This window comes from uncultured Ruminococcus sp. (assembly GCF_937915125.1).
In the GTDB taxonomy this organism is placed as follows: Bacteria; Bacillota; Clostridia; order Oscillospirales; family Ruminococcaceae; genus Ruminococcus_C.
Genome location: NZ_CALDMP010000021.1, coordinates 80,385 through 105,916 on the forward strand (window position 1 = coordinate 80,385; position 25,532 = coordinate 105,916).

At 49.1% G+C, this 25,532-nt stretch carries 18 protein-coding genes and 2 tRNA genes; 18 read left to right on the plus strand and 2 right to left on the minus strand.

Annotated elements, in window-relative coordinates; all coding sequences use genetic code 11:
* Positions 1 to 275: 275 nt before the first annotated feature.
* The 17 genes from queD to Q0418_RS02235 all read left to right on the plus strand — a co-directional run bounded on the left by queD (position 276) and on the right by Q0418_RS02235 (position 19,403).
* Positions 276 to 695 carry a 6-carboxytetrahydropterin synthase QueD gene (queD, locus tag Q0418_RS02155; RefSeq protein WP_298481901.1) on the plus strand — a complete coding sequence of 140 codons (420 nt, stop codon included), beginning with the start codon at positions 276 to 278 and terminating at the stop codon, positions 693 to 695.
* A 2-nt stretch (positions 696 to 697) separates the two neighbouring features.
* Entirely contained in the window at positions 698 to 1,363 is a 666-nt protein-coding gene (queE, locus tag Q0418_RS02160; RefSeq protein ID WP_298481902.1) for a putative 7-carboxy-7-deazaguanine synthase QueE, read from the plus strand.
* Positions 1,364 to 1,379: 16 nt separating this feature from the next.
* Positions 1,380 to 1,940, plus strand: coding sequence for a GTP cyclohydrolase I FolE (gene folE / locus Q0418_RS02165; protein ID WP_298481903.1), 561 nt, complete (start codon positions 1,380 to 1,382; stop codon positions 1,938 to 1,940).
* An 11-nt stretch (positions 1,941 to 1,951) separates the two neighbouring features.
* Entirely contained in the window at positions 1,952 to 2,656 is a 705-nt protein-coding gene (gene queC / locus Q0418_RS02170) for a 7-cyano-7-deazaguanine synthase QueC (RefSeq protein WP_298481904.1), read from the plus strand.
* The gene (queF, locus tag Q0418_RS02175) at positions 2,640 to 3,137 is read left to right on the plus strand and encodes a preQ(1) synthase (protein WP_298481905.1); all 498 of its coding nucleotides are present in this window, start codon (positions 2,640 to 2,642) and stop codon (positions 3,135 to 3,137) included. The genes queC and queF overlap by 17 nt, the downstream gene beginning before the upstream one ends.
* Positions 3,138 to 3,354: 217 nt before the next feature.
* Positions 3,355 to 4,770, plus strand: a complete 1,416-nt coding sequence (locus Q0418_RS02180; protein WP_298481906.1) for a sodium:alanine symporter family protein — start codon at positions 3,355 to 3,357, stop codon at positions 4,768 to 4,770.
* A gap of 198 nt (positions 4,771 to 4,968) precedes the next feature.
* Positions 4,969 to 5,051 (plus strand) — tRNA-Leu (locus Q0418_RS02185).
* A 28-nt stretch (positions 5,052 to 5,079) separates the two neighbouring features.
* A tRNA-Ser gene (locus tag Q0418_RS02190) sits at positions 5,080 to 5,171 on the plus strand.
* A 217-nt stretch (positions 5,172 to 5,388) separates the two neighbouring features.
* A complete protein-coding gene (locus Q0418_RS02195) occupies positions 5,389 to 5,949 on the plus strand; it encodes an RNA 2'-phosphotransferase (protein ID WP_298481907.1) in 561 nt (186 codons plus the stop codon).
* Between the two features lie 364 nt (positions 5,950 to 6,313).
* A complete protein-coding gene (gene gltB / locus Q0418_RS02200) occupies positions 6,314 to 10,882 on the plus strand; it encodes a glutamate synthase large subunit (RefSeq protein ID WP_298481908.1) in 4,569 nt (1,522 codons plus the stop codon).
* 14 nt (positions 10,883 to 10,896) lie between these two features.
* Positions 10,897 to 12,384 (plus strand): glutamate synthase subunit beta, encoded by a 1,488-nt coding sequence (locus Q0418_RS02205; RefSeq protein WP_298481909.1) that lies wholly within the window; start codon positions 10,897 to 10,899, stop codon positions 12,382 to 12,384.
* A gap of 320 nt (positions 12,385 to 12,704) precedes the next feature.
* Positions 12,705 to 13,340 (plus strand): endonuclease III, encoded by a 636-nt coding sequence (gene nth, locus Q0418_RS02210; protein ID WP_298481910.1) that lies wholly within the window; start codon positions 12,705 to 12,707, stop codon positions 13,338 to 13,340.
* 91 nt (positions 13,341 to 13,431) lie between these two features.
* A complete protein-coding gene (gene secA / locus Q0418_RS02215) occupies positions 13,432 to 16,116 on the plus strand; it encodes a preprotein translocase subunit SecA (protein WP_298481911.1) in 2,685 nt (894 codons plus the stop codon).
* A 74-nt stretch (positions 16,117 to 16,190) separates the two neighbouring features.
* The gene (locus tag Q0418_RS02220) at positions 16,191 to 16,949 is read left to right on the plus strand and encodes a class I SAM-dependent methyltransferase (RefSeq protein WP_298481912.1); all 759 of its coding nucleotides are present in this window, start codon (positions 16,191 to 16,193) and stop codon (positions 16,947 to 16,949) included.
* A 1-nt stretch (position 16,950) separates the two neighbouring features.
* Entirely contained in the window at positions 16,951 to 17,820 is an 870-nt protein-coding gene (gene hslO, locus Q0418_RS02225; RefSeq protein ID WP_298481913.1) for an Hsp33 family molecular chaperone HslO, read from the plus strand.
* 80 nt (positions 17,821 to 17,900) lie between these two features.
* Entirely contained in the window at positions 17,901 to 18,356 is a 456-nt protein-coding gene (locus tag Q0418_RS02230; protein ID WP_298481914.1) for a VanZ family protein, read from the plus strand.
* 171 nt (positions 18,357 to 18,527) lie between these two features.
* Positions 18,528 to 19,403 carry an AraC family transcriptional regulator gene (locus Q0418_RS02235; RefSeq protein WP_298481915.1) on the plus strand — a complete coding sequence of 292 codons (876 nt, stop codon included), beginning with the start codon at positions 18,528 to 18,530 and terminating at the stop codon, positions 19,401 to 19,403.
* A 125-nt stretch (positions 19,404 to 19,528) separates the two neighbouring features.
* Here Q0418_RS02235 and Q0418_RS02240 read toward each other — a convergent pair whose 3' ends face one another.
* The gene (locus tag Q0418_RS02240) at positions 19,529 to 22,414 is read right to left on the minus strand and encodes a glycosyl hydrolase (protein WP_298481916.1); all 2,886 of its coding nucleotides are present in this window, start codon (positions 22,412 to 22,414) and stop codon (positions 19,529 to 19,531) included.
* 410 nt (positions 22,415 to 22,824) lie between these two features.
* Here Q0418_RS02240 and Q0418_RS02245 point away from each other — a divergent pair, with 410 nt between their 5' ends.
* Positions 22,825 to 23,430, plus strand: coding sequence for a phosphatase PAP2 family protein (locus Q0418_RS02245; RefSeq protein ID WP_298481917.1), 606 nt, complete (start codon positions 22,825 to 22,827; stop codon positions 23,428 to 23,430).
* Positions 23,431 to 23,504: 74 nt separating this feature from the next.
* On the opposite strand, the gene Q0418_RS02250 is transcribed toward Q0418_RS02245, so the two are convergent.
* Positions 23,505 to 25,448, minus strand: a complete 1,944-nt coding sequence (locus tag Q0418_RS02250) for an NAD(+) synthase (RefSeq protein WP_298481918.1) — start codon at positions 25,446 to 25,448, stop codon at positions 23,505 to 23,507.
* Positions 25,449 to 25,532 lie beyond the last annotated feature (84 nt).

Sequence of the window (25,532 nt, forward strand, 5' to 3'; positions counted from 1 at the left end):
CGCCTGGCAAGGGCGGGCAACGCAGAGTGACGAAATGATAGCGGCAAATTCTTCAACAGGTTGATATGGGATTAGTATTAAGGCAACACCGCACAAAGAGCGCCTGACGGCTTCGCACGTCATATGCTTGCATATTTTCTGTCATATTTCACAAAAATGCTCGTGAATACACAAAGTATTCACTGCGCTTTTTGCTTCATCTGACGAAAAATCTGACGGCGCATCTGACGCACAATCTTTGTGCGGTATTGCCTTAAATATGGGAGGACATTCCTATGTATGAGTTGAAAACATCGGCTTCGTTTGACAGTGCGCATTTCCTGGCAGGGTATGAGGGAAAGTGCTCCAATCTCCATGGACATCACTGGTGTATAGAGATGACCGTGGGCGCAGAGACCTTGCAGGAAGAGGGCGTACAGCGAGGCATGGTTCTGGATTTCGGCGATGTGAAAAAAGCTGTGCGCACACTGGCGGACAGCTATGACCATGCGCTGATCTATGAGGAGGGATCCTTGCAGAGCACGACCATTGAGGCGCTGCTTGCAGAGGGATTTCGTCTGATCGCAGTGCCATTTCGTCCGACTGCGGAACATTTTGCGCGGTGTTTCTTTGAAAAATTCCAGGCAGAAGGTCTGCCGGTGCGGCGTGTGGCTGTCTATGAAACGCCGGAAAATTGTGCGATTTATGGGGTGTGAGTATGAATCAGTTTACTGTTGCGGAAACGTTTGTCAGCATCAACGGAGAAGGCGTCAACGCCGGAGCACTGGCAGTTTTTATCCGGTTCTGCGGCTGCAATCTTTCTTGCAGCTTCTGTGATACCAAGTGGGCGAATCAGGAGGATACGCCGGCGAAGAACATGACCGCAGAACAGCTGGTGCAATATGTACAGAGTACCGGTATTCATCGGGTGACCCTGACTGGTGGTGAACCCCTTTTGCAGCCGGGAATCGAAGAACTAATCACGGCACTGAGTGCGCTGGGTTATCGGGTGGAGATTGAGACAAACGGCAGTGTTCCGCTGGAACCTTTTGCGTCCCTTTCTTTTCGTCCCAGCTTCACTATGGACTATAAATTGCCGGGCAGTGGTATGGAGTCCTATATGCTGATGGATAATTTCCCGCTGCTGAACAACAAGGATACAGTGAAATTCGTGGTAGGGGATAAGGATGATCTGGAACGTGCCAGAGAAGTAATCCGGCAGTATGCCCTAACGGCACGGTGTGCGGTCTTTCTCAGTCCGGTATTCGGCTCTATCGAACCGGCAGAAATCGTGGATTTTTTGAAAGAACATACCCTGAATGGCGTGCGGCTCCAGTTGCAGCTGCACAAATATATCTGGGATCCGCAGGCACGCGGTGTCTGAAAAAGGAAGTGATACAGTGGATACCAAGGCAATTGAACAGCATATTCGTGGGATCTTGGAGGCAATTGGAGAAGACCCGGATCGGGAAGGTCTCCGGGAAACGCCGCAGCGTGTGGCACGGATGTATGAGGAGATTTTTGCTGGCATTGCATACTCCAATCATGAAATTGCGCAGATGTTCGGTAAGACTTTTGAAGCGCCTGACCCGAATCAGTCCCAGACGGCTGTGGTGGTAAAGGATATCAGCGTGTTCAGTTATTGTGAGCATCATCTCGCATTGATGTACGATATGAAAGTCAATGTGGCATATGTACCCCGGGAACGGGTGATTGGGCTGAGTAAGATCGCACGTATCTGTGATATGGCAGCAAGACGGTTACAATTGCAGGAGCGTTTGGGGAGAGATATTGCGGAAATCCTCATGGAAGCGGCGGATACGCCGGATGTGGGCGTGGTCATTACCGGTTCTCACAGCTGCATGACAGCCCGGGGCATCCGGAATGTTTCTTCCCGGACAACAACAAATACTTTCTGCGGTGCGTTCCAGACGGAGCGTACATTGCAGGAATTGCTATAGGAGGCAAGGGCATGAAAGCATTGGTTCTTTTCAGCGGCGGTGTGGATAGTACCACTTGTCTGGGTCTGGCGGTGGAAAAATACGGCGCAGATCAGGTATTGGCACTGTCGGTGTATTATGGACAGAAGCACAAGAAAGAAATGGAAGCGGCGGAGAAGATTGCAAAGCATTACGGCGTCCTCTGGAAGCAGCTGGATCTGGCACTGATCTTTGCGGATTCCAATTGCTCTCTGCTGTCCGGCTCTACGGAGGAAATTCCTAAGGAAAGCTATGCGCAGCAGCTGGAGCATACAGGCGGCAGTCCTGTTTCTACCTATGTGCCTTTCCGGAATGGTCTGTTCCTTTCGTCGGCGGCAAGTATTGCATTGTCTCACGGCTGCGAAGTGATCTATTATGGTGCACACAGCGATGATGCAGCCGGGAATGCCTATCCGGATTGCAGCAGTGCATTCAATGATGCCATGAACCAGGCAATTTATCTGGGCAGCGGAAACCAATTGCACATTGAGGCACCCTTTGTCAACTGGACAAAGGCACAGGTGGTGAAAAAAGGACTGGAGCTTGGTGTGCCCTATGGGCTGACCTGGAGCTGCTATGAGGGTGGTGAGACCCCTTGCGGCACTTGCGGTACCTGTCGTGATCGTGCAGCAGCTTTTGCGGCAAACGGTGTGGCAGATCCGGCATTGGGAGGTGAATCATTTGGCAGGACGAAGTGAGGAAGAAAAGGGCAATATCACGCTGCTGGGCAACCAGAATACCCAGTATGCAAGTGATTATGCACCGGAAGTGCTGGAGACCTTTCCGAATAAGCATCCGGGACGAGACTATTTTGTCAAGTTCAATTGTCCGGAATTTACCAGTCTCTGTCCCATTACGGGACAGCCGGATTTCGCAACACTGTATATCTCCTATGTGCCGAGAGAGCGCATGGTGGAGAGCAAATCCTTGAAGCTGTATCTCTTCAGCTTCCGTAATCACGGTGATTTTCATGAGGACTGCGTCAATATCATCATGAATGACTTGATCCGGCTTATGGATCCGGCGTATATTGAAGTCTGGGGAAAATTTTTGCCCCGGGGCGGTATTTCCATTGATCCCTATTGCAATTATGGAAAACCAGGGACAAAATGGGAACAGGTGGCGTGGGAGCGTTTAACTCATCACGATCTGTATCCGGAATCGGTGAATAACCGTTAAAACAAAATGTGGACAAAGGCGTCCGGTCAGGCTGAATGGAAGTTTCATTCAGTCTGGTCGGACATTTTTTATTTTCGTAAAAATACGAAAAAAATTGTAACTTTTTAGATAATATCAAAGCATTTTGCTTGAAAAAAACGGAAAAATGTGATATAATAAAGCGTATTTTTTCTGATTTTGTCGGAAATAGGAAAATATCAAAAGGAGTGTATTCTGTATGGAAACATTTACATCCGTCATCAAACAAATCGACAGCTGGGTCTGGGGTATTCCGCTGATCGTACTGATCCTGCTGTGCGGCATCTGGCTGACGCTCCGCGTTCGTGGACTTCAGATCCGCCATCTGGGCAAAGCGCTCAAATTTATGGTAAAAAATGAAGATAACGGAGACGGTGAAGTTACCAGCTTCGGTGCTCTTTGTACTGCACTGTCTGCTACCATCGGTACTGGTAATATCGTAGGTGTTGCAACTGCTATCGCTGCTGGCGGTCCCGGTGCATTGTTCTGGATGGAGATTGCAGCGCTGTTTGGTATGGCGACGAAATATTCTGAGGGTTTTTTGGCAATCAAATACCGGACAGTGGACAAGGATGGACACTATCTGGGCGGCCCGTTTTATTACATTGAAAAAGGAATGGGTTCCCGCTGGAAGTGGCTGGCAAAACTGTTCGCTTTGTTCGGTACTCTGGCTGGTCTGATGGGAATCGGTACCATTACACAGATCAATGGTATCACATCGGCATCAAATAATTTCTTTGACCCAGACAAATCCTGCGTGGCTTTCACTCTGTTTGGCAATGAATATACCTGGACAACCGTGATCGTAGGTCTGATCGTGACAATTTGTGTGGCGCTGGTGATTATCGGCGGTATCAAGCGTATTTCCCAGATCTCACAGGTGGTTGTACCGTTTATGGCGATTGCCTATGTAGTTTGCTGCCTGATTATTATGGTTTGCAATGTTACTGCAATTCCCAGCGCTGTTGTTGAAATAGTCCGCAGTGCCTTTGGCATAGATGCAGTTGCCGGTGGTGCACTGGGCGCTATGATCGTTGCAATGCAGAAGGGTGTTGCACGCGGTATTTTCTCCAATGAAGCTGGTTTGGGCTCTGCACCGATTGCAGCCGCCGCAGCACGTACCAAGGAGCCGGTGCGCCAGGGTCTGGTAACGATGACAGGCACCTTTATTGATACCATCGTGATCTGCACTATGACCGGTCTGTCCATTGTTATTTCCGGTGCATGGAGCAATCCGGATCTGGAAGGCGTGGAGATTACAGACGCAGCATTCCAGCATGGTCTTCCATTTCCCAGTCAGGTTTCTTCTTTCCTGCTGATGGTATGCCTGATCTTCTTTGCGTTTACTACGATTCTGGGTTGGAGTTATTACTCGGAGCGATGCCTGACCTACCTGCGCGGCAGGGCAAGTCATACATTGACCCTGGCATTCCGCTGGCTGTATATTGCAGCTGTATTCATCGGACCGTATCTGACAGTTGAGGCTGTCTGGGATATCGCAGATATCTTTAACGGACTGATGGCGTTCCCGAATGTCATTGCATTGTTGGCACTGTCGGGAATCGTAGCAATGGATACCAAACAGTATTTTTCAGAAAAACGGCACCTGAGATAATTGATCGAAGGAATGTGGAGCACTTCCCGGTGGGAGGTGCTCTTTTTTGCGTTTAATAGACGCTTTAAACTGAAATTAACACAAATTGTCTGATAAACGATTTATGTTTACAAAAAATAAACACAATAACTTACAAATGAGTGTTGACAAGCACCGCTTTTTTTGATATAATAATAAAGCTGAATGCGACAAATGAATGCGAGTGTGCTGGAATTGGCAGACAGGCACGTTTGAGGGGCGTGTGCTTCGGCGTACGGGTTCAAGTCCCGTCACTCGCACCACTTCCTAACGCTGGAAGCTTTATATGATGGACAGGTGGCTGAGCTGGTCTAAGGCGCACGACTGGAACTCGTGTATACGTTAATAGCGTATCGAGGGTTCGAATCCCTCCCTGTCCGCCAAAAACTCCCGAAACAATTTAGGTTTCGGGAGTTTTTTCTGCAATATAAACATGTGGTTACTTCTAAAAAACCGCTCACCCGTCATCTGCACCACATCTGACGGATTCGAGGTTTTTAGAGATGCCCATGTTTTGGATAATAACTGCAAAAGTATAAATGACATGACTGTTGCCAGCATAGAAAGAAATCAAAGAAAATGAGAAATGAGGCGTGTCGTTTGGATTACAAGAAAATAAGTAGGTTTATCAGTCTGATTCTACGCCATCATCCGGAGACGATCGGAATTTCTCTTGACCATCATGGCTGGGCAAAAGTTGGTGAGCTGATTACTGGAATCAATGATACAGGCAAATACCATATAGACATGCCTATGCTGGAAGAAATTGTAATGAACGATAATAAGCAGCGGTATAGCTTCAATTCGGATAAAACAAAAATCAGAGCCAATCAGGGTCATTCGATCAATGTGGATGTGGAACTGCAAGAAGCCATTCCGCCTGAAATATTGTATCATGGCACTGGGGAGAAATCTGTTTGTTCCATTTGTGCAGAAGGATTGCAGCCGAAAAGCAGACTGTATGTACATTTGTCCAAGGATATCGAAACAGCGGCGAATGTTGGGAGCAGACATGGAAAACCAGTTGTTTTCACCGTTGCATCAGGGAAAATGCATCGAAAAGGATATCGTTTCTACTTGTCCGTGAATGGGGTATGGCTGACAAAATCTGTGCCAGTGGAGTTTATCCAATTACAGGGAAAGAACAGATTGCAAGATTGAAAGCCATGATAAAAACACACGCCTTATTTATCTTCAGTTTCTCGCACGGAAACTTTCAAAAGCATCCCTATACTGACATTATCAAAAAAATCCACGTCAAATTCTTTTTTATAAAAAATAAAATTGCAGATAATCTTATTTTTTTCGGCAAAAATCAGATTTTCCTATTGACAAACCCGTCAGGATGCGCTATAATAAAAATAATCAAAGGGTTCATAATGTGAGCCTGTCATAGAAGGAAGCAATGGTGCTTACAGAATGGAACTGTTCAGTTTCTGTTCTGTAAGCACTTTTTTGTTTTTTTGCGGCTGTGATATCCTGCCGACTGCAGGATGCACGAAATCAAAGCAAGGGAGAAGTGACCATGGATAATTACAGAACACAGGAGCCATTTGCAAAGAATGGTCTGTATGATCCACGTTTTGAACATGAAAACTGCGGTATCGGTGCCGTTGTCAACATGAGTGGCGAGACTGACCGCAAGGTAGTTGACAGCGCACTGCGCATTGTCGAAACGCTGGAGCACAGAGCCGGTAAGGATGCCGAGGGTAAGACCGGTGATGGCGTCGGTATTCTGCTCCAGATCTCGCACACCTATTTTTCAAAGGTTGCAAAAGAGGCTGGTATTCCCATCGGCGATAAGCGGGAATATGGTATCGGTATGTTTTTCTTCCCCCAGTCGGAGGAAAAATATCAGAATGCAATGCAGACCTTTGAGGATGTATTGAAAGAAGAAAAGCTGGAATTCCTCGGCTGGCGTGAAGTACCGGTAAATCCGGACGTACTAGGCACAAAGGCACTGGATAGTATGCCCCATATTATGCAGGCATTCATCAAAAAGCCGGAGGATTGCGCCAAGGGTCTGGAATTCGACCGGAAGCTCTATATTGCCCGGATGGTCTTTGAAAAGCGGAATAAGGAGACCTATGTGGTTTCCTGCTCCAGCCGTACCATTGTATATAAAGGTATGTTCCTGGTAAATCAGCTCCGTCTGTTCTATGATGATCTGAACAGCCCGGATTATCATTCTGCTATCGGTATTGTTCACTCCCGTTTCAGCACCAATACCAATCCCAGCTGGCAGCGTTCTCATCCGAACCGCATGATGGTACACAACGGTGAGATCAATACCATTACCGGTAACGTGGATAAGATGCTCAGCCGAGAATCCATTCTCCACTGCAAAGCCCTGGACGAACGCATGAAGGATATTCTGCCCATGCTGGACGTAACTGGTTCCGACTCGGCACGTCTGGATAATACTCTGGAATTCATGACCATGTCCGGTATGGATTTGCCTCTGGCGGTCATGATGACCATTCCTGAGCCGTGGCAGCATATTCCCACTATGAGCCGTGAAAAGCGTGCATTTTATCAGTATTACGCAACTATGATGGAACCTTGGGACGGTCCTGCTTCCATTATCTTTACAGACGGTGATGTTATGGGTGCAGTCCTCGACCGGAATGGTCTGCGTCCGTCCCGGTATTATGTCACAGACGATGGCTATCTGATCCTCTCCTCTGAGGTCGGTGCACTGGATGATATCCCGGCAGAGAAGATCATCAAGAAAGAACGTCTCCATCCGGGTAAAATGCTCCTGGTAGATACCGTGCAGGGCAAGCTTATTGATGATGATACTCTGAAAAATTACTACGCAAAGCGTCAACCCTACGGCGAATGGCTTGATCATAATCTGTTTGAACTGCGGGAGCTGACCATCCCCAACAAGCGTCCCTTCCGTCATGGCGGCAAGGAACTGCTGTGCCTCCAGCGTGCGTTCGGCTATGATTATGACTCCCTGTATCATGTCATGGTGCCTATGGCACTGAACGGCGGCGAACCGACTTCCGCAATGGGTACCGATACGCCCATTCCAGCAATGTCCAGAAAGAATCCGCCTCTGTTCGATTATTTCAAGCAGCTGTTCGCACAGGTAACCAATCCGCCCATCGATTCCATCCGGGAATCGGTTATCACGGACACGACAGTATATCTGGGTGTTGCTGGCAATATCCTGGAAGAGGATGAGCGCAACTGCCGTGTTCTGAAGGTGAACAATCCAATTCTGACCAATCTGGATCTCATGAAGATTCGTGATATGAAGATCGAAGGTCTGAAAACCGCTGATATCTCCATGCTGTATACTAAGGATGTACCTCTGCACGATGCCATTGAGCATCTGTATGAGCAGGCAGAAGCAGCCCATGCAGACGGTGCAACGATCCTGATCCTCACAGACCGTGGCGTAGACCGTGATCACCTGGCAATTCCGTCTTTGCTGGCAGTTGCAGCACTGGAGACCTATCTGGTAAAGACCAGAAAGAATACAGCGATCTCCCTTATTATCGAAACAGCAGAGCCCTGCGAAGTACACCATTTTGCAACACTTCTTGGTTTCGGTGCAAGCGCGGTCAATCCCTATTTGGCACTGGATTCCTTGTACGATATGATCAACCGTGGTCTGGTGGATAAGGACTATTCTCAGGCAAGCAAGGCGTATATCGACGCAGTTGTTTCCGGTATTGTCAAGATCGCTTCGAAAATGGGTATTTCCACCATCCAGTCCTATCAGGGTTCCAAGATCTTTGAGGCACTGGGTATCAGCGAAAGCGTAATGCATGAATTCTTCCCGGATACTGTCAGCCGTGTCGGCGGTATTGATCTGGATGATATTGCAAAGCGCAGTATGGAAATGCACGAGAACGCATTTGATCCCAACGATCTGGGTATGGATGAGGGATTGCGCAGTGTGGGCTGGCATAAAGCGCGCAGCAACCAGGAGGATCACCTGTACAATCCGGAGACCATCCATCTGCTCCAGCAGGCAACCTGGCGAGATGATTATAATCTGTTCAAACAGTATTCTGCATGTGTCAACGCAGAGGATCGGCATGTGACGCTCCGCAGCACCCTGGACTTCCGGTTTGCAGAGGACGGCGGTATCCCTATGGAAGAGGTAGAGAGTGTCGAGTCTATTATGCGTCGCTTCAAGACAGGTGCTATGTCCTACGGCTCCATTTCTCAGGAGGCACACGAGTGTATGGCGATTGCCATGAACCGTATCGGCGGCAAGTCCAACAGCGGTGAGGGCGGCGAAGATCTGGAACGTATCGTCACTTCCGGCAGCGCAGTCGATAAGTGCTCTGCCATCAAGCAGGTGGCATCCGGACGGTTCGGCGTAACGTCCAAGTATCTGACCTCTGCAAAGGAGATTCAGATCAAGATGGCACAGGGTGCAAAGCCCGGCGAGGGCGGCCATCTGCCGGCAAAGAAGGTTTATCCCTGGATCGCAAAGACAAGACATTCCACACCGGGTGTTGCCCTGATCTCTCCGCCGCCGCACCATGATATCTACTCCATCGAGGATCTGGCGCAGCTGATCTATGATTTGAAAAATGCCAATAAAAAGGCGAGAATTTCCGTAAAGCTGGTATCTGAAGCAGGTGTCGGCACCATTGCTGCCGGTGTTGCAAAGGCAGGCGCAGGCGTCATCCTGATCTCCGGTTATGACGGCGGTACCGGTGCAGCGCCCAGCAGTTCCATTCACAATGCAGGTCTTCCCTGGGAACTGGGATTGGCAGAGACACACCAGACACTGATCCAGAACAATCTACGTTCAAAGGTTGTAATCGAAACAGACGGTAAGATGATGACCGGACGTGACGTTGTTATTGCCGCACTGCTGGGTGCAGAGGAATACGGCTTTGCCACAGCACCCCTGGTAACCATGGGCTGCGTTATGATGCGTGTCTGCAATCTGGATACCTGTCCGGCAGGTGTTGCCACACAGAATCCGGAGCTGCGGAAGCGTTTCCGCGGAAAGCCGGAGTATGTTATCAACTTCATGCGGTTCATTGCCCAGGAAATGCGGGAATACATGGCAAAGTTGGGCATTCATACCGTAGATGAACTCATCGGTCGTTCTGATCTGCTGGTACAGAAGCAGTACCCGGCAGGCAGCCGTGAGAGCAAGATCGACATGTCCCGCATCCTGACCAATCCCTATGCAAAGCCGGAGAGCGATGTCAAGATGCACTTTGTACCGGAAGATGTATTCGATTTCAAGTTGGGCGAGACCATTGATGAAACCGTGATCATTCCGGAGATGAAGGAAGCACTGGCAAAGAAAAAGCACAAGGAGATCAGCATCAATGTCAGCAACCTGAACCGTGCACTGGGTACGCTGTTTGGTGCAGAGATCACCCGGAAATATTATAACACCCTGGACGATGATACCTATGTGGTACATTGTACCGGTGCAGGCGGACAGAGCTTCGGTGCATTTATTCCGAAGGGTCTGACTCTTGCACTGGAAGGTGACAGCAATGACTACTTCGGAAAGGGACTTTCCGGCGGTAAGCTGGCAGTGTTCCCGCCCAAGGGTTCCCAGTTCAAGGAAGATGAAAATATTATTATTGGTAACGTGGCACTCTTCGGTGCAACCAGCGGTAAGGCGTTCATCAACGGCGTTGCCGGTGAGCGCTTCTGCGTCAGAAATTCCGGTGCATCCGTTGTTGTAGAAGGAGTGGGCGAGCATGGCTGCGAATATATGACCGGCGGCTGTGCAGTGATCCTGGGCGAAGTGGGCAAGAACTTTGCAGCTGGTATGAGCGGCGGTATTGCCTACGTGCTGGATCGGGAAAATGATCTGTACACCAAGCTGAACAAGTCACTCGTTGGTTTCAGCAGCGTCACAAGACCGGAGGATATCGCACAGCTTCGTGGTCTCATTGAAGAGCATGTGGCATGGACAGATTCGGCACTTGGCAAGGAGATTCTGGCGGACTTCGAGGGTTATCTGCCCCAGTTCAAGAAGATTGTACCGCATGATTATGCAAAGATGTTGGACAGCATTGCAGTGTTCCAGGCGGAGGGCATGAGCCGGGAAGAAGCACAGATCGAGGCATTCTATGCCAATACGAGAAATTAACAGGAGGAACGATCATGGGAAAATCAACTGGATTTCTCGAATATGAGAGAGTCGAAAATGCGGGACAGGAGCCGCTGGAACGAATCAAGACCTATCGTGAATTCCACACGCCCCTTTCGGACGAAGAGCGTCAGAAGCAGGGTGCACGTTGTATGGAATGCGGCGTTCCGTTCTGTCAGGCAGGAAAGCCGATTTTTGGCATGGTTTCTGGATGTCCGCTGAACAATCTGTGCCCGGAGTGGAATGATTTGGTATACAAGGGCTTCTGGGATGAAGCAGCAGATCGTCTGCTGCTGACAAACTGTTTCCCGGAATTCACCTCCCGTGTCTGCCCGGCACTTTGCGAAAAAGCATGTACCTGCGGTCTCTATGACGATCCGGTGACAGTCAAGGAAAATGAATATGCCATTATTGAAAAGGCATTTGCCAGTGGACACATCAAGCCCAATCCGCCCAAGGTACGCACAGGAAAGCGTGTTGCAATTGTCGGCTCTGGTCCGTCAGGTCTGGCGGCTGCATTGCAGCTGAATAAGCGTGGACATCATGTCACCGTATTTGAGCGGGAAGACCGTGTGGGCGGCCTGCTGATGTACGGTATCCCCAATATGAAGCTGGAAAAGACAGTGGTACAGCGCCGTGTGGATATGATGGAAGCCGAAGGCGTGGAGTTCCGCACAGGTGTGGATGTGGGAAAGGATATCACCGCTGCGCAGCTGCTGAAAGAATATGATGCAGTTGTCCTGGCGTGCGGTTCTTCCAATCCCCGGAATATCACAGCAGAGGGACGGGATGCAGATGGTATCTACTATGCAGTAGATTTCCTGAAAGCGACTACAAAGAGCCTGATCAATTCCAACCTGTCAGACGGTTACTATATCAGCGCTAAGTATAAGAATGTCATTGTCATCGGTGGCGGTGATACGGGTAATGACTGCGTCGGCACAGCCATCCGTCACGGCTGCAAATCCGTGGTACAGCTGGAAATGATGCCGAAGCTGCCGGACAGCCGTGCAGAAAACAATCCCTGGCCGGAGTGGCCACGTGTCTGCAAGACAGACTATGGTCAGGAAGAAGCAATCGCTGTCTTTGGTCATGATCCCCGGATCTATCAGACCACAGTAAAGCGTTTCATCAAGGATGACAAGAACCATGTCCGTGCGGTGGAGACCATTAAGCTCCAGTCGATGCACGATCCGAAAACCGGACGGATGCGCATGGAAGAGATCGCAGGCAGTGAGCAGATCCTGGATGCAGATCTGGTACTGATCGCAGCTGGATTCCTGGGATCACAGGCATATGTTACAGACGCTTTCGGCGTAGAACTGACGCCCCGCACCAATGTTGCAACAGAAGCTGGTCATTACAAGACCAATGTGGAAAAGGTATTCACAGCCGGCGATATGCACCGTGGGCAGTCCCTGGTGGTATGGGCGATTCGTGAGGGCAGAGAAGCCGCACGGGAAGTGGATGAGTTCCTCATGGGCTATACCAATCTGCACTGATTGCGGAACAGAAACATATATAACAGAAGACAGGCAGACTGCACAAAAAATGCGGTCTGCTTTTCCTTTGCAATTTGGCGGAAAGTGTGGTATAATGAAGGTGTATCAGGAAAATGCGAAAAACCAAAAACCAGGATTTACAATAAGAAAGCGGAGATGGCTCATCGGATGGAGTGCCCTTATTTGTTAACAGAGGCACACGGGTTCGACTCCCAGGCTCCGCACCATTTAGTAGGTTATTGTGAATCCGTCTTAGACAGATTAAACTGGAGTAACAATTTTTGAAAAATAGAATCTATTCAGAAAGGAAAGAATTCAACATGACCAAAAAAGAACGTGCCCTCCGTGCCTGCGAGACGCTGGAACAGGTCTATCCCGAGGCAACCTGCGCTTTGAAATACGAAAAACCATACGAGCTGCTCATTGCTGTGCGGCTGTCTGCCCAATGCACCGATGCCCGGGTGAATCTCGTGACGCCGAAGCTATTTGCAGCATATCCCACCCTGGAAGACTTTGCGGCAGCGGACATTGCCGATCTGGAGGAAATTGTGCGTCCCTGTGGATTTTACCACATGAAAGCCAAAAGCATCAAGGAAATGGCAGGGCAGCTGCTGGAAAACTACAACGGCGTTGTCCCGGATACCATGGAGGAATTGCTCACCCTGTCCGGCGTGGGACGTAAGACGGCAAATCTCATCCTGGGAGATGTCTACGGAAAGCCGGCAATTGTGGCGGATACCCATTTTATCCGCATTACTGGCAGACTGGGATTGACCAAGAGCAAGGATCCGGTACAGGTGGAACGTGACTTGAGACCTCTCGTGCCGCCAGAACGATCCTCGGACTTCTGTCACCGTATCGTCTGGTTCGGACGGGATACCTGCCGTGCCCGGAAACCTCAGTGCAAGGGATGCCCTATGGCAGAATTTTGTCCTTCCTGCGAAGAAAAAGTGTAAATTTGTGCAGAACCCATCAAATCCTATTGACAAACTGTCACGATCGTGATATACTAGTAACTGTATAATTTGAATAAAAGGCGGTAAATCCATGGGCATTTTTAGTAAAGTATTCGGTTCCTACAGCACCCGTGAGCTTGCACGTATTGAACCGTTAAAGAACAAAGTATTGGACCTGGAAGAAGAATATAAGGCACTTTCGGATGCAGAACTGAAAGAAAAGACCAACGAATTCCGGGATCGTCTGGAGGACGGCGAGTCTCTGGAGAGCATGGAGGCAGAAGCTCTGGCAACTGTGCGTGAAGCGGCTGACCGTGTTCTGGGCAAGCGCCCGTTCCCGGTACAGATCATCGGTGCGATCGTACTGCATCAGGGCCGTATTGCCGAGATGAAGACTGGTGAAGGTAAGACTCTCGTTGCCTGCGTGGCTGCTTATCTGAATGCACTGCCGGGCAAGGGCGTACACGTTGTCACCGTCAATGACTATCTGGCAAAGACACAGTCTGACGAAATGGGCAAGGTACTGCGATTCCTGGGTCTGACAGTTGGCTGTATTCTCCACGGTCTGAATAACGACCAGCGCCGTGCCGCCTATAACTGCGATGTTACATACGGTACCAATAACGAGCTGGGCTTTGACTATCTGCGTGATAACATGGTTATCTATAAGAAGGACAAGGTACAGCGGGAACATAACTTCGCCATCGTGGACGAGGTGGACTCCATCCTCATCGACGAAGCGAGAACGCCGCTGATCATCTCCGGTAAAGGCGATAAGTCCACTGCATTGTACGGCGTTGTGGACAAGTTTGCCAAGACCTTGGTTCCCGCAACTGTCGTAGAAATGGACGATAAGCAGGATCAGGAAGAGGTAAACGAAAACGCCGATTACATCGTGGACGAAAAGGCAAAGACCGCTACCATCACACGCCGCGGCGTCAAGAAGGCAGAGGAATATTTTGCTGTAGAGAACCTCATGGATCCGGACAATATGACATTGCTGCATCACATCAACCAGGCGCTGAAAGCAAATGGTGTTATGCGCAAGGATATCGACTATATCGTGGAAGACGGCGAGGTTATCATCATTGATGAATTCACCGGTCGTAAGATGCTGGGACGCCGTTTCAATGACGGTCTCCACCAGGCAATCGAAGCCAAGGAAGATGTCAAGGTCGCTCAGGAATCCAAGACTCTGGCAACCATTACATTCCAGAATTATTTCCGTCTGTACAACAAGCTGTCCGGTATGACCGGTACTGCAATGACAGAGGAAGATGAATTCCGTGAGATCTATAAGCTGGATGTTATCGCCGTGCCGACAAACCGTCCGGTACAGCGTATTGACCATACAGACCTGATCTACCGTACTGAAAAGGGTAAATATAAGGCAATTATCGAACAGATCGCAGAGTGCCACGAAAAGGGACAGCCGGTTTTGGTGGGTACCATTTCCATCGAAAAGTCGGAATTGCTCTCTTCTATGCTGAAACGCAAGGGCATCAAGCACGAGGTCCTCAATGCGAAGTATCACGCAAAGGAAGCAGAAATCGTTGCACAGGCAGGTAAGCTGGGTGCAGTTACCATTGCCACCAATATGGCAGGTCGTGGTACCGATATTATGCTGGGCGGTAATGCGGAATTCCTGGCAAAGGCAGAAATGCGTAAGCGTGACTATCCGGAAGAGATCATCACTGAAGCCATTGGATTTGCCGATACAGATGACCAGGAGATCCTGGATGCCAGAGCCGTATATCAGGAACTGTACAAGAAGTTCGGCGAGGAAGTCAAGGAAAAGGCAGTTGCCGTAAAGGAAGCCGGCGGTCTGTATATTCTGGGTACAGAACGTCACGAATCCCGCCGTATTGATAACCAGCTGCGTGGTCGTTCCGGCCGTCAGGGTGACGAGGGTGAAAGCCGCTTCTTCCTGTCTGTGGAAGATGATTTGATGCGCATCTTTGCCGGCGATCGTCTGGAAAATATGATGCGTACACTGAACGTGGACGAAGATACGCCCATTGAGAGCAAGGCGCTCACAAAGATCATTGAATCCTCTCAACGCAAGGTAGAGGGACGGAACTTCAATATCCGTAAGAACGTCCTGAACTACGATGATGTTATGAATACCCAGCGTGAGATCATCTACAAACAGCGTGCACAGGTTCTGGATGGTGAGGATATTCACGACAGCATCATCAAGATGATGGAGGAACTGGTAGAAGGTACTGTAAAGCAGTATATCAACGAAGAGGAAACAGATCACAATCAGTGGAATCTTGTTGGACTTCGGGATCACTTCCTGGGCTGGATCACCGAAGAGGACGATCTGAGCTACAACGAGACAGACCTTGCCGGCCTTTCCACTACGGACATTATCGAAGCACTGACAGAAAAGGCGAAGGAAATCTATCAGACAAAGGAAGACGAATACGGCGATGAGATCATGCGTGAACTGGAGCGTGTGGTTCTGCTGAAGGTTGTTGATACCAAGTGGATGGCGCACATCGACGATATGAACGAACTGAAGAAGGGTATCGGTCTGCGTGCATATGGTCAGCAGAATCCGGTTGTCGAGTATCGTTATGAGGGCTTCGAAATGTTCGATGCAATGGTAGACTCCATCCGTGAGGATACTATTCGTATGCTTCTGACAGTGAAGCTCCAGAAGAATCAGGCACCGGAGCGGGAACAGGTTTCCAAGCCGGATGCACCTAATGCAGGTGCAGATGATGGCAGCTTCGGCGGTCAGCGCCGCAATCCGAATAAAAAGCGCTGAGTGACCAAAACTGTATGAAGAAAAAACAGGGGACACGGCTTTCGCTGTGCTCCCCTGTTTTGGATGGAGGACTTATGGCGGAAACAGGTTATGAGACGTTTTCCTTTTACTATGACACTCTGACGGAAAACGTAGACTATCCGGCACGTGCGGCATATCTGGACGCTCTGATCCGGGAAAATCTTCGCTCAGAGGGAAATGTTATGCTGGATTTGGCGTGCGGCACGGGTACCATGACGGAGGAAATGGCAAAGCGTGGCTATGACATGATTGGCGTGGATTATTCTGCTGGAATGCTGAGCCAGGCAATGGAGAAGAAAATCACTCACGGACTGCCTATCCAGTATGTGCAGCAGGATATGCGTGAGTTGGAACTGTACGGTACAGTAGATGTGACCATCTGCACCCTGGATAGCTTAAACCATCTGCCGGATCTTTCTGATGTGCAGAAGGTGTTCCAGCGTGTGGCTGATGTTACGGAACCGGGCGGTTTGTTCGTATTCGATATGAATACGCTGTACAAACACCGGGAATTGCTGGGGAATCAGGTGTATATCTATGAGACAGACGAGGTATACTGTGTCTGGGAAAATGCCCTGCAAGAGGATGGCTGTACTGTCGAGATTACACTGGAATTGTTCCAGTTGTGCGAGGATGGACGCTATTGTCGCCAGGAGGAAACGCTGACAGAGCGTGCCTATGCGCCGGAACAGGTGACAGCGGCTTTGTTGGAGGTTGGTTTTTCTGTTGTTGGTGTATATCATGCGGACACCAAGGAACCTCTGCGGGATGACAGCGAACGCATGGTAGTGGTTGCAAGAAAGGAAGCATAATATGGGAATTTTGAAACGTGTTATTGCAAAGGATGCCTCTGTTGTGGCATGTGCAGTGGATGCAACAGATATGATCTCAGAAATGGAGCAGATCCACGAGACGTCTGCGGTGATGACAGCGGCATTGGGACGGCTGTCCATTGCAGCGAGTATGATGGGCTATGGTCTGAAAAGTGAAAGCGACAGCGTGACACTTCGTGTCAAGGGTGGCGGTCCGGCAGGAATGCTGGTTGCTGTGGCAGATAGTCACGGCAATGTCAAAGCAGATGTGGATCAGCCTATCGTGGAACTGCCGCTGAATGCCCAGGGGAAACTGGATGTAGGCGGTGCAGTCGGTACAGATGGTACTCTTTCTGTGGTGAAAGATCTGGGGCTGAAAGAGCCGTATGTAGGTATGGTACCCCTGGTTTCCGGGGAAATTGCCGAGGATATAGCGCAGTATTTTGCCACCAGTGAGCAGACACCTACGGTCTGCGGATTGGGTGTGCTGGTGAATCCGGATCTGACAGTGAAAGTTGCAGGAGGATTTCTGATCCAGGTGCTGCCTTTTGCCAGTGACGCCTGCATTGACACCATTGAACAGAATCTGAAAACCCTGCCGCCGGTGACAGTTATGATGGAACAGGGCATGACCACAGAACAGATTGCACTCCGTCTGCTGGATGGTCTGGAGCCCAACCTGTTGGATGAGGCAGAGGTGCACTATCACTGCGATTGCAGCCGGGAACGGACAGAGCGTGTGCTGACTGCTCTGGGCAATGAGGAACTGACAAAGCTTGCGGCAGAAGGCAAATCAGTGGATGTCAACTGCCATTTCTGTAAAAAACAGTATACCTTTACACCGGAAGAACTGCTTGCACTGCGCAGCTGACTATAAAAATTGTTTTCAACAAAGTGAAAAATGCAATGCAAAGGATGTGAGAATGGGTGCGCAATCAGAAAAAAGTTTTTATGCTACTTATTGTGATGGCTGCCTGGCTGTTGCTCATGTGGAAGCTTTCCACTGCAAATGGCACGGAGACTCTGCGTGACAGCATGGTCTTTGCCCGGAAAATTGGCGGCTGGATCTACGATACACCGACGGCGGAACAGTTGAACCATCTGAATCTGTTTCTGCGAAAAATGGCGCATGTGTTTCTCTATGCCGTCCTCGGCTGCATTTTTGCAATGCTTTGGCAGCTGCTTCTGGAACGATATGCCATGTGGAAACGGATGCTGCCACCGATATTGTGTTGTATAGCAGTGGCATTTTTGGACGAACTGCAAAAAATTCCGATCGCAGGGAGACATTTCTCCTGTTCGGAATCTTTTCTGAACGCAGGAAGTGCCCTGGCAGTAATCCTGATTTTTTATTTTTGCGTCTGGATCTGCACCAAAAATGATCGAAAACAGGAAACTTCATTATAATGCATCTGAGCATCACAGGAAACAGAAGCCTGTGATGCTTTTTGTACATATCTGACAATTCTAATAAAGAGATTTCTAATTGCATTGTGAAAGTTCTCATAATGTACTTGACTTTTTCTCAAAAATTTGGTAATATGATAGTATAACATTTTGGGGAGATGTGATTGCTAAATGGATACGCAGGAATACATAGAGACTGTGGAGAATGCGTGGACAAGATCAGAACGAATTCTTTGCACGCCTTCCGGACTTGCGCGAAAAGCGTTATTCTATGTGCAGGAAATCGGCACCTTAACATGCAAGCAGTCTCACCGGAATGCTCGTGATTCGCTGGATTCCTATCTTCTGGTGCTGATACAAAAAGGCAGTGGTGTGTTTACAGTAGGCAATGAATCCTATACTGTACGGCAGGGTGATATTGTTTTCCTCGATTGTCATCAGCCGTATTCCCATTGCAGCAGCGAATCCGATCCATGGCAATTTTCTTGGGTTCACTGGAACGGCTATGCCATGCCAGCGCTGTACGAAATGTTTCGCCAGCGACATTCTTCAATTGTGATTCCCAGGGCAGCCGCACATTTTCTGCCAAAGTTTGAACAGATCAAAGAATCTGTTCTGAAACAGCCGCCGGATTTTGAATTGTTTGTATCTCAGTATCTTACTCAGATCGTAACGCAGCTGGTGACGGCAAATACAGGTGAATTTCGCCGTTCTGTCGGTGAAATGTCAGAAAAGTGGGGACAGATTCACCGATATCTGGAGGAACATTTTGCAGATAAAATTACGCTGGAAGAATTGAGCCAGAAATTTGAGATCAGCAAATTTTATATGCTTCGTGGATTTAAGAAAAAATATGGTGTAACCATTGTTCAGTTTATCAATCAGTGCCGCATGAATTATGCGAAAAAGCTGCTGCGCTTTACGGATTTGCAAGTGGATGAAATTGCTGAAAGGTGCGGCATTCACGATTCCAGCTATTTTAATCGGATTTTCCGTACAACAGAAGGAATCTCTGCCGGTTCCTATCGGAAGCAATGGAGAAATTAATTACACAGAAAGAGCCGTTCTTGCAATGGCTCTTTTTTATGCGGTATTGCCATAGAAAAAAGACTGCTCCAGTACGGAACAGTCTTTTTTGAATAAGTATAGATTGTATTTATGCGGTATGCTTGTTATCCGTTTACAGGAATAGAGTCTACCAGGTGAACCAGGAATTTCAGCAGGGTGATGCTGTCATCACCGTTCACTTCGTTGTTTTTAAAGCAGTCTGCATTTGCAGCAGCCTGATCGGACAGCTTCACCTGACCAGCAACAGCCTTGTTCAGCAGGACAGCGTCTGTAATGTCAACTCTGCCGTCTACATTGATGTCACCGTACAGTGTAGGCTCTACATCACCGTTGTTGCTGCTTGACTGGGTAGTTGTTGTAGTTGTTTCAGATTCAGAAGCCAGGGTTGTATCACCGGAAGAAACAGTGGTAGTTTCTGTCGTAGTGGTGGTAGTAGCAGCGGACTCTGTTGTGGTATCTGAGCTGTCGCTGTTGGAAAGCGGGAGATAAGCACCGTTCAGAGCAATCTGATCAGTGGGAACAGAGTCGCCGCCGGTGTTATTTGCCCACCATACCTGAACCTGTGCGGTGTTCTGCTTCTGTGCAGCAGCGCTGATGGCAGCGATCTTGTCTGCATCTTTTACCTTATCTGCGCCGTCATTGTAGGAAACTTCAAAGGGCTTATCCAATGTTACAGTGATCTCGCCGACCTGATCCATTTCCCACTTGTAGGATACCCAGTATTCTGTGCCGTCTACCGTTACAGAAATACCAACACAGCCGTTTGCATAAGAAACGGAGCCTCCAGGTGCTATGATAAAGTCCAGAATCACCGTATCGCCGATGGCTCTGTCAAATGTGATGTCATAGTTACCGTTGTTTTCTGTTACGTCAGCCGGAACGGTAGCTGCCGGATTTGCACTAGTTGTTGTTGTTGTTGTTGTTGTAGTTGTAGTTGTGGTTTCGCTGCCGGAAGATGCGGTTGTATCCGATGTGTCGGATTTCGGCAGATATGCGCCGATCAGAACGATTTCAGAGGTCTTTACAGAATTCTCATCGCCATCATTCGCCCACCATACCTGAACCTGTGCGGTGTTCTGTTCCTGTGCAACTGCACTGATCTTTGCAATCTGGTCTGCATCCTCGACCTTGTCAGCGCCTGCATTGTAGGAAATCTCAAAGGGTTCATCCAGCTTGAATGCGATGTCGCCTGCACCGTCAATTTCCCATTTATAGGATACCCAATAGTCTGTGCCGTCTACATTGACAGAAATGCCAACACAGCCGTTTGCATAGGTGACAGAATCCGGGCAGGTGAAGTCCAGGATCACAGTATCACCAATCGCTCTGTCGAAAGTAACATTATAGTTGCCAGCCTTAACAGCAATGCTGCCCGGGTCACCCTTGCTGGGATCCGGTGCGGGTGTTGTTTTAGTTGTAGTTGTTGTTCTGGAGGTGCTTGCAGTTGTCTCACGGCTGACGGTCGTACCCGACGGCTTGAATGCTGCATATGCTTCTTTGAATTCGTCCAGTGTGATTACCAGATCGCTCTGATAAACTTCTGTCAATGTAGTAGGATTGTTGTAATTGGAATCCATCAGATGCTCGCCATACCAGGGCATAAAGTACAGCCAGTATGCGCTCTCGGAGATCATGTTCTCAACAGACGGAATTGTGTCATTCTCCATCATAGCGATCATTTTTGTATTGTTATACATCTTGATCAGACCATAGAAGGTGGAAGAAATTGCACTTTCATTCGGTGTGGTCACACCAGTAGTCCAGTTCTTAGCATTGTACTTGTCGTAGCCGATGATATCAACATAGTCAGCACCCGGATAGAACAGTGCAGAATCATCGCTGTAGGTGTAGCTGTTGAATTCCCAGATGAGGTTGTGCAGACCATATTCCTTTGTCAGTATGTCGTACAGGTATTGATACAACTGAACATAGACATCTGCGCCTTCCTTCGACCACCAGAACCATGCGCCGCTGCCGTCAGCACCGCCGTTACCCTCTGCTTCGTGGAACGGGCGGAACAGAAGCGGAACGTCTGCATCTGCTACTTTTTTCAGTTGTGTTGCAAGATTATCTACAGCAAGGAGGAAATACTCATATTCTTTTGTACCTTCAACCATGCAGTTTGCAGTGACAAAATCAGTCTTTTCAGAATAGGTTGTCTTATCAAAAGCCAACGTACTGCCTACTGTGTAGTCGCTCATGCTGGTAGGAACATTGATGTGCCAGCTTGCCGTTGCGATACCGCCGGAATCCTTGACCCAGCTGATGATACGACCGGATGTGCCGGCATCCCATGCATACAGCGGGCAGGTCTCACCAAAGTCGAAACCACGGATTACCGGAAGCTCACCGGTCATTTCCTGGATATAATTGAATTCGTCATCTCTGGATTCGCCGTAAAATTCCTGCTGACCAGAGAGAACATTTTTGCCGTATACAGTAGAAAGGTATTCCATGAGCTTCTGGGTTTCCGCAGTTGCTTCCGGATCGCAGCAAGCAGTGTCTGTTGCGACCACTTCCGGCAGAGTTGCTGCCTCCACACGGATATAGTCGATGTTGACCCATCCCCAGCTGCATTCCACACCGATTTCATTGTCACCGGCAGTCAGCTTAACAGTACCTGTATTTGCTTCTACCCATTCGCCTTCATCGGTGCTAGAACAGCTGAAAGAGCCGGAATTCACACCGTTCACTGTGACAAATTCGATTTTATCACCATAGGGTGAGGAATAACCAACAATGATGTCATACATACCAGTTGTCTGAATAGGAACAGTAACCGTTGCTTTTTCGCCGCTGTTTTCAAAGAAAACATAGCTTCCGCCGGAAGCACTCGCGTCATCCTTGACGGTGCCGGTAACTGTACCGGATTCCAGTTCGTATTTCGTGCCGTCAGCAGCAAGAGATGTCAATGAGCTCATCATTATGCCGTTTACGGTCATTGCGCCGGCAGTCAGGACTGTCAGCAATTTTTTCGCAATTCTTCTCATGATATCCTCCTCCAAGGATTTAAATTTTGTACTTATTGTACCATATTTTTTTTGCTATGTCAATACTTTTTTACATGCGCAGTATAAATGTACAATTTTTTGCTGGGTATTTGCAACTTTAATGTATCTTGGAATTTCGTGGGATACTGCATAACTTATAAGGCAACACCGCACAAAGAGCGCCTGGCGACTTCGTATGGTATTGCCTTTGCTGGATTGGCTATAGATCGTAATATCTAAATTTTACTATTTTTAAATGCATAGGAAACATACGTTAAAAAATCATAAAGTCTAAGAATAATTTGGCTCCAGCCTTGCATTTTCATCATAGCTGTGGTATACTAATAAAAAATAGATACAAGCGTATTTGCATGGTCTGTACGGATCGGAACAGAAAGAAGGTGGACAGTATGCTGCAAAATCTACGAAACTGGGATCGCCGGGCGCTCTTATGGCTCCAGGAGCATTTTCGGCGTGCCGGGCTGACGCTGACTATGAAAATTGCGACATTTCTGGGGAACGGCGGCATTATCTGGCTGACAGCATGCGCCTGTCTGCTGCTTCGTCCTGAGACCCGGCGTGCATCTGTGACCGCACTGCTGTCACTGCTGTTTTCCATTTTGATCAACAATGCTATGCTGAAACATCTGGTGGCGCGTGCACGTCCTCATGACAGGATCCAGAATCTGATCGTGCTGATCCGGAGACCAAGGGATTTTTCCTTTCCGTCCGGACATACTTCCAGTTCCTTTGCGGTGGCGACTGTATTTCTGAGTATGTTGCCTCTCTGGATTGGTCTGACGGCAATGACCCTGGCGGTGCTGATCGCCTTTTCCAGACTGTATCTGGGTGCACATTATCCCTCCGACGTGGTATGCGGTGCTGTTCTGGGCGTGCTTTTCGGGCTTGCTGCATTGTATCTCACGCCGCTGCTGCTGAAAAGCTCGTGGTTGCCGGACTCGGTGCGCACCTGGTTTGATCTGGATGTCTTGAAAATGGCACGATTTTACAGTTGAAAATTGAATTTCGTTTTTTCACGATAAAAAGAAAGCGCATAGACGGTGATGTTGATCCGTTCTATGCGCTTTTTTTATGCTTCCAGAGATTCCAGATCCTTCTGCCACAATGTTACGCAAGCATCGCTGGGCATACGCCAGTCGCCTCTGGGAGACAGGGTCACGCTGCCCACTTTGGGACCGTCCGGGAGACAACTCCGTTTGAACTGCTGGGAGAAGAACCGCCAGTAGAATTTTTTCAGCCATTTCAGGATGGTGGTATCATCGTAGGTGCCTTTGAATGCAATTTGCGCCAGCCGGTAGATTTTGTGGGGCGCAAAGCCCAGACGCAGGACATAATACAGGAAAAAGTCATGGAGTGCATATGGTCCCACAATATCTTCGGTCTTCTGGGCAATGGTGCCATCCTGTTCCGGCGGCAGAAGTTCCGGGCTGACCGGGGTGTCCAGTACATCCCGCAGCACGGCAGAAAGGGTATCCTCTGTCTGGGATGCCTCATATGCTACCAGATACCGCACCAGGGTTTTGGGGATAGAGGCATTCACCGCATACATGCTCATATGATCGCCGTTGTACGTTGCCCAGCCCAGTGCCAGCTCGGACAGATCGCCTGTACCGATAACGATACCGCCAGTCTGGTTTGCCAGATCCATGAGCACCTGGGTACGTTCCCGTGCCTGGGAATTTTCATAGGTCACATCGTGGACAACTTCGTCATGTCCGATATCTGCAAAGTGCTGCCGGACACTGTCCTGGATGGGGATTTCCCGCAGCGTTGCGCCATATGCCTTTGCCAGACGGCAGGCGTTCTGATAGGTGCGGTCAGTCGTACCAAAGCAGGGCATGGTCACGGCAATCATGCCGGAGGGATCCAGTCCGCAGATGCGGAAGGCGTGTACCATAACGATCAATGCCAGGGTGGAGTCCAGTCCGCCGGACAAACCAACCACAGCGGTTTTGCAGCCGATGTGCTTCAGACGTGTGGCAAGTCCCGTTGCCTGTAGGGTAAGGATTTTTTCGCAGCGCTGGGAAAGCTCTTTGTCAACCTTGGGTACAAAAGGAGACGGGTCGATCCAGCGTGTCAGCTTGGTTTCCTCTAGAGCCATAGAAAAAGCGGTGGCAACGATATTTTCATTTACCAGCTGCTGGAATGTGTTGGAACGGCGGCGTTCTCCGGCAAGCCGCTGGACATCCACATCGGCATAGAGGATCCCCAGGGTAAACAGCTGGGATTCCGCCAGAAGTGAGCCGTTTTCCAGGATCAGGTTGTGCCCGGCAAAGACCATATCCTGGGTAGATTCCCCGAAGCCGGCATCTGCATAGGCATAGGCGCACAGGAGACTGCCGGATTTTGCTTTGAGTATGGTGCGGCGATAGTCCTCCTTGCCGATGATTTCATCGCTGCATGAGAGGTTGACAATAATAGTTGCTCCAGCCTTTGCCATATAGACGGAAGGGGTATCGCCGACCCAGACATCCTCGCATATCTCCACGCCGAATACAAAATCCGGCAGTTCCGTACAGGTGAAAAGCTGTTTTGCGCCGAATTTCACCGTACCGAGTCCATGGGCATCCCGAATGCGAAGATAGGACTGGGGACAGTTCCAGGATGCATCCGGCCCGGATGCAAAATGCCGTATTTCATAGAATTCGCTGTAATTGGGAATATTCTGCTTGGGCACCATGCCCAGAATATCGCCCTCATAGCAGACAGCGGCGCAGTTATACAGTCCGTTGCCGTGGGCATAGGGCAGTCCTACGATGACAATGGCAGGCAGATCTTTCGTCTCTTGCAAAATTGTCAGCAGTGCATCCAGTGCCCCCTGGATGAGGGTATTTTGCAGGAACAGGTCACCGCAGGTGTATCCGGTAATGCAAAGCTCCGGAAATACAATGAGTTTTGCGCCGGCAGAAGCGGCTTCCTTGGCGTGGGCAATGATCTGTTGCACGTTATAGGTACAATCCGCCACCCGAAGCGGCGGCGTGACACAGGCGATTTTAATGAATCCGTCTTTCATGGACATACACACTCCCGTTCAATGGTTTTCTTTTATTATACCCGAAACAGGAGAAAAATGCAAGGCTGAGCGCATCATGTTTTT